Below are 11,599 nucleotides of genomic sequence, written 5' to 3'. Positions count from 1 at the left end.
GCAGAAGAGTTACTTGTCGCCGAAATGGATAACGGTACGGATGGATTTTCCTTCGTGCATCAGATCAAACGCCTCGTTGATCTGCTCCAGCGGTAAGCGGTGGGTAATGAACGGATCGAGCTGAATCTTGCCGACCATCGCATCTTCAACCATCCCCGGAAGCTGGGTACGGCCCTTCACGCCGCCAAACGCGGAACCGCGCCATACGCGCCCGGTGACCAGCTGGAATGGACGGGTTTTAATCTCCTGGCCCGCACCGGCCACGCCAATGATGATGCTCTCGCCCCAGCCTTTGTGGCAGCACTCCAGCGCGGAACGCATCACGTTGACGTTGCCGATACACTCGAAGCTGAAGTCCACGCCGCCGTCGGTCATCTCAACGATGACGTCCTGAATCGGCTTCTCGTGATCTTTAGGGTTCACGAAATCGGTCGCGCCCATTTCACCCGCCAGCCTGAATTTCTCCGGGTTGGTGTCGACCGCAATGATACGACCGGCCTTCGCCTGCACCGCGCCCTGAATCACCGCCAGACCAATGCCGCCGAGACCGAACACCGCCACGGTATCGCCCTCTTTGACTTTTGCGGTGTTATGCACCGCGCCAATACCGGTGGTCACGCCGCAGCCCAGCAGACAGACTTTATCCAGCGGCGCCTGAGGGTTCACCTTCGCCAGCGAGATCTCCGCGCAAACGGTGTATTCGCTGAAGGTGCTGGTGCCCATGTAGTGATAAACCGGCTCGCCGTTGTAGGAGAAACGGGTCGTCCCGTCGGGCATCAGCCCTTTCCCCTGGGTGGCGCGAACGGCCTGGCAGAGGTTAGTTTTGCCGGATTTACAGAACTTACACTCGCCGCATTCCGCGGTGTACAACGGGATCACGTGATCGCCCGGCTTCAGGCTGGTCACGCCCTCGCCCACTTCTACTACAATCCCGCCGCCTTCATGGCCGAGCACCGCCGGGAAGACGCCTTCCGGGTCGTCGCCCGAGAGCGTAAACGCATCGGTATGACATACGCCGGTATGGGTGATTTTGATCAGCACTTCGCCTTTCTTCGGCGGTGCCACGTCAATTTCAACGATTTTGAGCGGCTGGCCGGGGGCAAATGCAACTGCAGCGCGAGATTTCATATGTCTTCCCTTCTTGTCAGGTATGTGGATTTATTTTAGATAAGAGCGCAGTAAATGGCCGACTTCCGCCATGCGAACGGCACGCTGATCCGGCGTGGTGTCCCCCGCTACCAGCTCATCTTTGAGGTGAATTTCAACCATTTCGCCCATCAGGCCATTGGCAGCCCCGCGCACGGCGGCAATTTGCTGCAGGATGGCCAGACAGGGGTCGCCCGACTCCAGCGCGCGTTCCAGGGCATCAACCTGGCCCCGAATGCGGCGGACGCGGGTAAGAATACGTTTTTTATCTTCGGGTGAATGTGGCATACGCCCTCCTGATACTATAGGGGGGTATGGTACCTATTTTGTTACCGCTGTGTAAACCTAAAGATGAGAGGGTTGAGGTTTTGTACAAAACTCGGGGGAGGCATTGAATACGCCAGATAACAAAGCAAAATAAAAAGCGTAAAGTCTCATTCTGATAAGCCGATAAAAATAGGGTCTTTTTTTAATATAGGGATATTACATGCGTAAACTCATCTCCTCCATTGGGCTCATAGCAGGTATGGCTGTAACCACACCCACGGTTCACGCCAGCACGTTGACACAAACGTTGACCCGCTGCGACTCAACCTTTTTCAACGAGATTTATCATCAGCGAGCCAAACTCAGCCGCGTAGCCCCCTTAACGCTCAACAAGCATTCGCAGGCCTGGTTCAAAGCCCCTGAAGACGGCAATCGCACCATCTGGTTTGCTCAACCGCTGCATGAATTAAATCTGACGGTATCGGGATATTACCTGCAAACCAGCAATCTCGATGAAATCAATTACGGTAAGTACTATTACTGGGGACTCATTTTCAAAGAGTCACAAGAAGAAGTGATGTCCAGACTTGATCATTTGTCCTGGAAAAAGGCGGGAGATGATTATGTTTCTCAGACGATGATTAAAATCAATCCAACGAGTGAGTGGGAAGACAACGCGCAGGCGGTGTCAGGTATTGCTCCGGCAAAAGAAAGTACCGAAAAGCTGTTAATGCTCAGCAAAAGCAAAGACGGGACATTATTGCTCTGTACCGTTCAGGGAAATGTAACGCCTGACATGCTGACGACATTACGACCTGATTTATCCGCAGGGGATGCGAAATGAAAAAGCTAACATGGCTGGTATTAGTTATGCTGACAGGTTGTACCGGGACAAGTAAACCCCAGCCCCAGTCTACCCCCAAGCCACCGGCAGGCGTCATAAAAATCCTTGAAGATAAGAAAATTGCTTCGTATATCGATCTTCGGGTGATTTCAACTTATCAGGGTAACGACCGCTTACGCCGCTTTTATTTCATCAATAACTACGCCGAGAAGACACTCATTATAAAAAATCCTCCCGTCTACATAGCGAGTTCCCGGGCAATCGACGTGATTAATTGCGACAAAAACCAGCGTGCTATTATGGCGCGAACCTATTTTTCCAAACCGTTCGCGGAAGGTGATGTCGTACATGTGACACAGGATGTGGGACAATGGGAAAGTTACCCGAAAGACTCTCTTTTTGGGATAATAGCGGAAAGCATGTGCAGTATTCCCGTTGAAAAACTCAAGCCAGAGCCAGCGAAAGATAATCGAAAACCGTTACTGGATGAATAAAATCTTCAGGAGCTAAGCTTCTATGGACAGACTCACTCTGCTCTATATTAAAGCGCGGGCTGGGCTGTCCGCTAACAAATAGCCTACCGTCCCCTGACAGCCTGCGCCAGCATCTGCAGTTCCTCCTTCAGCCAGCGGGTCGCGCCCCGCTGGCCGCTGCGTTTATGCGAGTAAATTTTCACTTCAAACGTGCGTATCGGAAACGGTAACGCAAAAATCCTGAGATCCGCTGTCTTAATCAGCTTCTCCGCGGCATAGCGGGGGATCGCCATCAGCAGGTCACTTTCCGCTACGATAAACGGTGCGCTGAGCATCGACGGCGTTTTGATCGCGATTTGTCGGGTATAGCCCAGCTGCTCAAGCCGTACGTCAAGAACGCCCTGCTTCTCATTCCATGGCGTCACCACCAGGTGTCGGGCAGCGAGATAATCCTCCAGCGTCAGCCGCGTCCGGCGCGCGTTGCTAATGGCCACATACTCATCTTCAAACCAGTCGATCTCTTCCAGCTCCGGGTGCCGGATATCATCCTGAGTGCTGAAGCCCAGCGCCAGATCCACCTCGCCCGCCAGCAGTTCCGTCAGCGCCGGGCTGTGAGGCAGATAGCGCAATTCAAAGCGTAAACCCGGGGCAGTAAGCTGCAGCCTGTGCATCAGCGCCGGGAAAATGCACAGCGCGGTAAAGTCCGTTATCGCAATTTGTAAGCACTCCGAACTGCTGGCTGCATCAAACTCGGGCTGCGGAGTCAGCTCATGATTCAGGAACGACAGTGCGGAAGCAATGGAAGGCGCAAGCTGAGAGGCATACACGCTGGGGGACATGCGGTGCCCTTCGCGGAAAAACAGCGGGTCATTCAGGGTGGCACGCAGACGCGACAGCGCATGGCTGAGCGCGGATGTGCTCATCGCCAGCTCGTCAGCGGCCAGGCGAACGGAGCGGTGGCGGTAAATCGCGTCGAAAACGGGCAGCAGGTTTAAATCAAGACGTCTCAGGGCCGGATGCATAATATTCATCATTTGTTGATTTCATTGCACTTAATTCTTCAGACAATACGCCGTATGCTTAACGCCCTCAATCAAGACGCACGCTAAAAAGCAGGAAAAACAATGAGCATCACCCTTCGTCAGGCACGCCCCGAAGATGCGGCAGCCATTTACGCCATGATTTATGAGCTGGCGGTGTATGAAAAAGCCCCGGAAGAAGTGGTTACCACGCCGGAGGAGATCCGGGAAACGCTCTTTGGCGCAGGCACAAAAACCGAAGCGCTGATCGCGGAGTGTGAAGGCAAGATCGCCGGCTATGCCGTGTTCTTCACTAGCTATTCAACCTGGCTTGGCCGCAACGGGATTTATATGGAAGATCTGTATGTTTCCCCAGCTTATCGCGGCCTGGGGGCGGGAAAAGCACTGCTGAAACATATCGCCCAGCTCGCCGTACAACGGCAGTGCGGTCGCCTTGAATGGAGCGTGCTGGACTGGAACCAGCCCGCCATCGATTTTTATCTGAGCATTGGCGCGCTGCCGCAGTCCGAATGGGTGCGCTACCGTCTTGACGGAGAAGCGTTGCTCAAATTTGCCGAATAGCGGCACGTCATACCCGAGAAGATCCCGCCCCGCGGGATCGCGCTTTCCTGCGTCGATCCCGTCTCAACAGATTATGAATTTATGCTACCCTTCCATAAATTTCATAAACATAGTGCAGAACGCCATGACGACAGCCCCTTTTATCCGCCCTCAACTCACCCTGCCAAACGGCGCTGACAAACTGCTGCTGCACTCCTGCTGCGCCCCCTGCTCCGGTGAAGTGATGGAGGCTATCCAGGCGTCGGGCATTGAGTACACCATTTTCTTCTATAACCCCAATATCCATCCGCAAAAGGAATACCTCATTCGTAAGGAGGAGAATATTCGCTTTGCGGAAAAGCACGGCGTGCCGTTTGTTGATGCCGATTACGACACCGATAACTGGTTTGAGCGCGCAAAAGGTATGGAATGGGAACCCGAGCGCGGCGTCCGCTGCACCATGTGCTTCGATATGCGTTTCGAGCGTACGGCGCTCTATGCGGCAGAAAATGGATTCAGCGTCATCAGCAGCTCGCTGGGGATCTCCCGCTGGAAGAACATGCAGCAGATAAATGACTGCGGCCAGCGTGCGGCGGCGCGCTATCCGGGTATGGTGTACTGGGACTATAACTGGCGCAAACAGGGCGGATCCTCACGCATGATTGAGATCAGCAAGCGGGAACAGTTTTACCAGCAGGAATACTGCGGCTGCGTTTATTCGCTCAGGGACAGTAACCTGCACCGTAAGTCACAGGGCCGCCCGCTGATCCGCATTGGGAAACTGTTTTACGGTCAGGATGACAATGAGAAATAACGGGTTCCGGGTATAGAGATATATCCGAAAACCGCCCTTTCAGGTGCCGAATTTAGCCTTTCGCCTGCCGTATCCACAAAGAGCGGCTATCCTTTAATTATCAACAAAAGGAGGCAAAAATGTCTGATTTCGGTACTGATAAAAACACCCAGTTTGCTGAAGATAAAGCAAAAAATAAATTTGATGAACTTGCAGGTTCAGCGCAGCAGCAGTTTGGTGAATTCGTTGATTCACCAAAACATCAGGTTAAAGGTGCTGCTAAAAAATATGCCGCTCAGGCCAGCGATGCCGTTTCCGATGTCACTGAAGCCGTCAGAAATAATCCGCTCACCGGCCTCGTTGCCGCGGGTGCAATCGGTATAGTTCTCGGCTTGTTGCTGGGCCGGAAATAACCCAGGGCCCTTCGGGGCTTTATTTTTTCTTAACTAAACAACCTGACCATGCGGTCTAACTCCTCCTCTTTCACGGCGCGCGATAAATAATATCCCTGAAAGTTCTTGATGCCCAGCTCGACTAATTTCTCAAACTTTTCTTCACTATCAACCCCCTCTGCAATACAGTCCGTTCCGGTCATGTCGCTGTAAACCTGTATCGCTTTAATCAAATTATAGTCATTGTCGTTTGCCACAAAATGCTCAACGATGTCCCGATCCAGCTTAAGCCCATCGAAATGCACCTGGCGCACCGGGAACATGGTTTGATGGTTAGAGAAGCAGTCATCCAGGAACAATCGACACCCCGTATTGCGTAAATGCCGCATGGTTTCAGGGATCCTTTTGTCCTTCGTAACGTCAATATCTTCTGCAAATTCAAAAACCAGCTTTTCGGCCCACTGCGGTTTGAGCAGCATGCCGATGGCTTTCCGTGCCATATCAGGCAAAGCATTCCCGGACGCCAGACGAGGCGGAATATTCACTGAAAAATAGTATTTCCCGTTATACTTATTAATACCTGAAACGGCGGCATGGATGACCAACGCCGTAATTTTCAGCCAGATTTCATGATTGGAAACATCCGTTAAAAAACTGGCAGGCTTGACAATTTTACCGTTTTTATTCCAGCGAATCAGGATTTCAAACCCAACCCCTTTTTTATCTCGATCGGTAATAATCTGATATGCCGGAAATATTTCCCGATTACGTAACGCATTAAAAATTTCGGCTTCTTTTTCCGTGAACCCCACTTTTTGACGCGGGTGTTTATCAGGTTTATCTGCTTTAAAATTGTGCGGATCGTGTAACCAGCGCTTAATTAAACGTAATTTAAGCACTCCTTCCTTTCGGTGGGTATAAACCGTTTTATTCGACAACCCCATTCTATCGCACATTTCCTTTACGGACATACCACGATAGAAATTTAATAAAACGTCAATCTCTCTTCTTGTTAACCACTTTAGATTTTCTTCCGAGCCAATATCCATGTAGCGTTCGCGTAATACACGGGAACGATCCTTAAAGCTTTTGTAATGGGTATTAAAACAGCCTACTACATCCGAAACACTGGCAACGCGAATCAATGATAATTGATAACTGTTATTTAAAAGACTGCCCAGCGTGCGGTACAGCCAGCCGTCAGGAATATCACCATACAGGGTGACATGCCGAATAACGGGGAGTGCATTGAGTACCGAGGCCAGTCGCTTCAGGCTTTCCAGGAGATTGACGACACCTTTCCCGAGGAACACCACGATATGGGCATCCTGATTTTTAAGGATATTTTCAACATCCTGTTGGGATGCCTCATCTCCGTTAAAGTGAATTTGGGAAGCGTGGATCCCGTACTTATTGAGGATCGAACAATACCCCTGAAATGTGAAGCCGCAGGCTGAGATGACAAATTTATGTTCATCGCAAACCCCATTTTTGAGAGACATTTTTTGGGTCATAACCTGCTCCTGGGCACCAAAGCGCCATTTCTGTTTGAGTATGCGTAAAATCTATTGCATCTGTTGCGTAGTATAATTTTACAGTAGCACCCAGGGTTAAGAAACTGTTATCAGTCTAATTCACCGGAACATCTTTGCGTTAATCACAAACGTTTAACTATACTTTTCTTTTCAAATAACCACGGCAAATGTTTTATTCTCAGGGTATAATGAAAATTCCGAAAAAGAAGACTGGACACTTCATCTATCGGCTCATTCAAATACGAGAAAAATGCTATGGATAATCATATCTCATCCAGGGCCTTGCTACATCGAAGGGATGTCATAAAGAGCAATCCACGATTCGGTGAGGCAATATTAGAGCACTACACAATTAATGACACCATCTACAAAAAACAACCTTTGTTCTACAAGACAATGCTACAGGAATCCCGGTTCAACATCATCCTCTCCATGTGTTGTTTTATTTTTGGCAATCAGGCCGAGTCAGTTTCTGAAATTAAAGAGTTATGTTCTCGCTATAAGATAGCCAGCCCCAACAGCGTTATTGCGATCATTACGATACTCAGAACCACCGGGCGCATCAGGACCTGGCGCTGTACAGAAGACAGACGAAAGACGAGAATCGCGCCAACCGAAAAAGGCCTGAATGAACTAAAGCGTTATATGTCCGGCGCTTTTTTGCCCGTCAGCATTCTTTATCCGACATTTAATATTAATGTAAACCTGCTGGACAATGACATTTTGAGAAGTAACTTCTTCCGCCGCGCGGCAGAATATCTTTTTCGGGGATTAACGTTCAGAAAGGTTTTGCCTGAAGTAGGATTATTTATTGATAAAGATGGTGGCCGTATGATTATGCTTTATCTTTACCTGCAGGCTATGAAAAACAAATCCGCCCATGGTGCCGTTATTGACTATTCAGCCAGCACGCTCGCAAAAGAATTTTTTGTATCGCGCATCCACGTCAACCGGATTATCAAATCAGCTCAGGAGGCGGGCTATCTGAAAGATCGGGGTGATGGTCGGCTATCGGTCTATCCGGCGTTTATCGAACTCGTCGAAAATTATGCCGGATTATATTTTGCGTATGTCACGCATTACATCAACGTGGTTCCTAAAGAGCGACGCCACGCTCACAACGTGACGTCAACCGTATAATTCACCAGGCGTTCGGTGTTCCGAACGCCCTTCACCTATCGTTCCCGCAGCGCCTCTTTTGCCTTATTCAGCGGTTTCAACAGATAATCCAGAATGGTTTTGCTGCCGGTTTTAATATCAACGGTGGCAATCATGCCCGGAAAGACCGGGAATTCCTGACCCTGCTTATTGGTCAGATGGTTACTGTCGGTACGAATATAGACGCGATAGTAATAAACATCTCTTTTCACCTCATCCTGCAGGGTGTCCGGCGAAATCATGGTCACTTCCCCTTCCAGCCCGCCGTAAATGGAGTAGTCATAGGCCGTCACTTTCACCAGCGCCTTCTGGCCAGGATGGATAAACGCCACATCGCGCGGCGAAATTTTCGCCTCAATCACCATCTGATCGTCAAGCGGAACCAGACTCATCAGCTTGCCGTTCGGCGGGATGACGCCGCCCACGGTCGTGACGTCAATATCCTTTACGATCCCGCGAACCGGCGCATTGAAGGTCAGTCGGGTCAGGGAGTCTTCCCGACCCTTCATCACCGAACGCTGGGCTTCAATCTCCGCATTGGCTTTCGCCAGCTCTTCACGGGCGCGAACGTAATACTGATTTTTCATCTCGGTGATTTTATTCTCAAGCTCATTTTTTTGACGCTCAAGACGCAGCACCTCCACCTTGCTGGCCGCCCCCTGGGTCACCAGCGGACGGGTCAACGACAGCTCGCGTTGCACCAGCTCGGCACCCTGACGTAAACCAGCCAGCCCCTTTTCAAGGCTCTCGCGACGGGACTGATAGAGCGCCGTTTCCTGCTTAACCAGCTCAACGTCGTCATCCAGCTCCTCGGGAAACGTCAGCTCCGTGTCGTTAACTTCGGCCTTCAGGCGTGCCGCCGTGGCCAGCGCCGCATTCAGACGCGACTCGCTCTCCAGCACGCTCGACTCGGTTTTTGTCCGATCAAGCTGCGCGAGCTGCTGGCCGCGCTCGACGATGTCGCCTTCGCGCACCATCAGGCTGTGGATAATGCCGCCTTCCAGTGACTGGATGACCTGCTCATGAGAAGACGGTATCACCTTACCGCTGCCGGTCGTCACCTCATCAAGATGGAACAGGCTCGCCCAGGCGATAAACGCCGCCAGCAGGGCGAACAGCGACCATGCCACCAGCGTGGTGCGCGGAAGGCGCGGCTCTTTCAGTCGGCTATTAAAACGGGAGAAATCATTCATGCCGCGCCCTCCTCTGCAACCGCCGCCGGTTTCATGGTCACGGTGCGCTGTGGTGTCTTTTGCGGCGCCATACCGTGCTGGTGAAGGATGGCGTCGCGCGGGCCGTCCATCACCACCTTGCCGTTTTCCAGCACGATGATGCGGTCGACCAGGTCCAGAATCGGCAGGCGATGCGTGGCCACCACCAGCGTCCGGCGTTTACCCAACCATGTGTGAAGATGCTGAATAAACTGCTTCTCGCTCATTTCGTCCAGCCAGGCGGTAGGCTCGTCCAGCAGCAGGATAGTCGGCGAGGTAATCAGGGCGCGCGCCAGCAAAAGCGCCTGTCGCTGACCGCCGGAGAGGCCCGTTCCGCCCTCGTTGATGATGGTGTTCAACCCCATTTTCTGTTTGCGCACAAACTCCAGCGCGCCGCTGTTGACCAGCGCCTGGTGAATCTCATCGTCGGTCGCCAGCGGGTTGCCCATCAGGATGTTGTCCCGCACGGAGCCAAAGAACAGACGGGCCTGCTGGCTCAGCAGCTGCATGTCGCGACGCACGTCGGCCGGGTCGAGATGATTAAGGGCAATATCGTCCAGCAGAATGCTGCCCTGCTGCGGCTCCTGCATGCCCGCCAGAAGCTGTAGGAGCGTGCTTTTGCCGGAGCCATTGCGCCCGAGCACCGCCACGCGTTCTCCGGCGCGGATCTGCAGCTTGCTGATGTTGAGCACGGTGAGTTTCTCTTCCTCGTCGTAATAAAACCCGACGTCCTCAAGCGCATAGTCGCCGCGCAGGTGGGCTTTGTGCACCTTCTTGCCGTGCTGCGGATCGTCAATCGGCCGCTGCATCAGGTCGTCCAGCCCCTTGCGGGCCACTTTTGCCGACTGCCAGCGCGAGAGCACGCCTGAGATCTGCGACAGCGGCGCAATGGTCCGCGACGCCAGAATCGAGGTGCCCACCAGCGCACCGGTGGTCATGTCGCCGCTGATGACCAGATAGCAGCCCACCAGCAGCACCACCGCGTAAACAATGGACTGCACCTCCTGGGTCCAGGTGAGCAGCAGGCCCGTCAACCAGCGCTGCTTCATGCCGACGCTGGCGGCGACGTCGTTGGTGTTATTCCACTGGTTCTGGAAACGCTGCTCGGCGCGCATCAGCTTGATGTCTTCAATGCCCTGCACCGCTTCCACCAGCGTGGCGTTACGAATGGCGGATTCACGCATCCCTTCGCTGGAGAGTTTCCCCAGCGGGCGCTGCACCAGCAGGCCCGGAATAAGCAACAGCGGCACGGCGAGCAGGACCACCAGCACCAGCGGACCGCCAATCATCCACAGAATGAAGACGAACAGCAGGAAGAACGGCAGATCGGAGAGGGCCGCAATGGTCGTCGAGGTGATCAGCTCGCGCACCGACTCCAGCTCGCGGATCTGCGCGATAAACGATCCGGTTGATTTCGAGCGTGCGCCGTTTTTAATCCGTAGCGCGTGGGCAAAGACGCGTTCAGAGATGCGCAGATCGGCGCGCTTCCCCACCACGTCAGAAATGTGCACGCGCAGCATGCGCATGATGAATTCGAACACGATGGCAATCATCACGCCGCCGAACAGCACCCACAGCGTGGCTTCTGACTGCGACGGTACCACCCTGTCGTAGACCTGCATGGAGAAGACCATGCCGGAAAGCGCCAGCACGTTGGCGACCAGCGCCACCAGCATAATGTCGCCGTAGCGTCGCCAGTCCTTCAGCGCCAGCTGCCAGAACCAGTTTTTTTCATACGGTTTGATGTAGTCATCCACGCGGGCATCCGGCGTGGACTCGAGCGGGCGCAGCACCATCAGGCCCTTTAATCGCGACCCGAGCGCCTCGCGCGTCAGCGTCGTCTCCAGGCCGCCGTCGCCGCTGAACTGCAGGCTGACGTTGCCTTCGTTGTCCATGCGGTTGATCGCCGCAATCTGCCCGCCGGTGAATTCTGCCAGCAGCGGCAGGCGCCACGGATCGAGGGATGCCGCTTCTGCCACCACCACGCGCATCCCCAGCCCAAGCTGGCGCGCCATCTCCTCCAGCACCAGCTGGCGCGGCGACTGGCTTTCATGATTAATCGTGACCCGAACGTGCTCCACCGAAAAGTCCAGGCGGTAGTGCTTCGCGATGATGAGCATGCCCTGTAGCCAGGGTTCGTACTGTGGATGTGTCTTCATAATCTCCGGGGTAACGCAATTCGTCTAAAGAAACGCCAAAA

12 protein-coding genes are annotated in these 11,599 nt (G+C 53.1%); 6 read left to right on the top strand and 6 right to left on the bottom strand.

Going from position 1 to position 11,599, the window contains the following annotated elements; translation table 11 throughout:
- Nucleotides 1-9: 9 nt before the first annotated feature.
- Together ACEPLT_RS10705 and ACEPLT_RS10700 are read right to left on the bottom strand one after the other, a co-directional pair.
- Nucleotides 10-1,128, bottom strand: a complete 1,119-nt coding sequence (locus ACEPLT_RS10705; protein WP_039266376.1) for an S-(hydroxymethyl)glutathione dehydrogenase/class III alcohol dehydrogenase — start codon at nucleotides 1,126-1,128, stop codon at nucleotides 10-12.
- 30 nt (nucleotides 1,129-1,158) lie between these two features.
- Entirely contained in the window at nucleotides 1,159-1,434 is a 276-nt protein-coding gene (locus ACEPLT_RS10700) for a metal/formaldehyde-sensitive transcriptional repressor (RefSeq protein ID WP_008502288.1), read from the bottom strand.
- A gap of 199 nt (nucleotides 1,435-1,633) precedes the next feature.
- Between ACEPLT_RS10700 and ACEPLT_RS10695 the strand changes: the two genes are divergently transcribed.
- Both ACEPLT_RS10695 and ACEPLT_RS10690 read left to right on the top strand, forming a co-directional pair.
- Nucleotides 1,634-2,257, top strand: coding sequence for a hypothetical protein (locus ACEPLT_RS10695; protein WP_232928949.1), 624 nt, complete (start codon nucleotides 1,634-1,636; stop codon nucleotides 2,255-2,257).
- On the top strand, nucleotides 2,254-2,751 hold the full coding sequence (locus ACEPLT_RS10690; RefSeq protein ID WP_240515166.1) for a surface-adhesin E family protein: 498 nt from the start codon (nucleotides 2,254-2,256) through the stop codon (nucleotides 2,749-2,751). Before ACEPLT_RS10695 ends, ACEPLT_RS10690 begins: the two co-directional genes overlap by 4 nt.
- An 83-nt stretch (nucleotides 2,752-2,834) precedes the next feature.
- Here the strand turns inward: ACEPLT_RS10690 and ACEPLT_RS10685 are convergent, their stop codons facing one another.
- Nucleotides 2,835-3,764 (bottom strand): LysR family transcriptional regulator, encoded by a 930-nt coding sequence (locus tag ACEPLT_RS10685; protein ID WP_032674756.1) that lies wholly within the window; start codon nucleotides 3,762-3,764, stop codon nucleotides 2,835-2,837.
- A gap of 90 nt (nucleotides 3,765-3,854) precedes the next feature.
- Between ACEPLT_RS10685 and ACEPLT_RS10680 the strand changes: the two genes are divergently transcribed.
- The 3 genes from ACEPLT_RS10680 to ACEPLT_RS10670 all read left to right on the top strand — a co-directional run bounded on the left by ACEPLT_RS10680 (nucleotide 3,855) and on the right by ACEPLT_RS10670 (nucleotide 5,516).
- Nucleotides 3,855-4,331, top strand: coding sequence for a GNAT family N-acetyltransferase (locus ACEPLT_RS10680; RefSeq protein WP_008502292.1), 477 nt, complete (start codon nucleotides 3,855-3,857; stop codon nucleotides 4,329-4,331).
- A gap of 124 nt (nucleotides 4,332-4,455) precedes the next feature.
- Nucleotides 4,456-5,124, top strand: a complete 669-nt coding sequence (locus tag ACEPLT_RS10675; RefSeq protein WP_008502293.1) for an epoxyqueuosine reductase QueH — start codon at nucleotides 4,456-4,458, stop codon at nucleotides 5,122-5,124.
- 119 nt (nucleotides 5,125-5,243) lie between these two features.
- Complete coding sequence (locus ACEPLT_RS10670; protein ID WP_008502294.1) at nucleotides 5,244-5,516, top strand: DUF883 family protein; 273 nt, start codon at nucleotides 5,244-5,246, stop codon at nucleotides 5,514-5,516.
- A gap of 29 nt (nucleotides 5,517-5,545) precedes the next feature.
- Here the strand turns inward: ACEPLT_RS10670 and ACEPLT_RS10665 are convergent, their stop codons facing one another.
- Entirely contained in the window at nucleotides 5,546-7,009 is a 1,464-nt protein-coding gene (locus ACEPLT_RS10665; protein ID WP_032663544.1) for an EAL domain-containing protein, read from the bottom strand.
- A 276-nt stretch (nucleotides 7,010-7,285) separates the two neighbouring features.
- Between ACEPLT_RS10665 and ACEPLT_RS10660 the strand changes: the two genes are divergently transcribed.
- Entirely contained in the window at nucleotides 7,286-8,170 is an 885-nt protein-coding gene (locus ACEPLT_RS10660) for a hypothetical protein (RefSeq protein ID WP_032663545.1), read from the top strand.
- A gap of 35 nt (nucleotides 8,171-8,205) precedes the next feature.
- Here the strand turns inward: ACEPLT_RS10660 and ACEPLT_RS10655 are convergent, their stop codons facing one another.
- On the bottom strand, nucleotides 8,206-9,381 hold the full coding sequence (locus tag ACEPLT_RS10655) for an HlyD family type I secretion periplasmic adaptor subunit (protein ID WP_032674751.1): 1,176 nt from the start codon (nucleotides 9,379-9,381) through the stop codon (nucleotides 8,206-8,208).
- On the bottom strand, nucleotides 9,378-11,558 hold the full coding sequence (locus ACEPLT_RS10650) for a type I secretion system permease/ATPase (protein WP_232928942.1): 2,181 nt from the start codon (nucleotides 11,556-11,558) through the stop codon (nucleotides 9,378-9,380). The genes ACEPLT_RS10655 and ACEPLT_RS10650 overlap by 4 nt, the downstream gene beginning before the upstream one ends.
- Nucleotides 11,559-11,599 lie beyond the last annotated feature (41 nt).

The sequence above is a fragment of the Enterobacter sp. fkY84-1 genome, from assembly GCF_052974705.1.
This window is presented reverse-complemented; position numbering and strand designations above follow the sequence as displayed.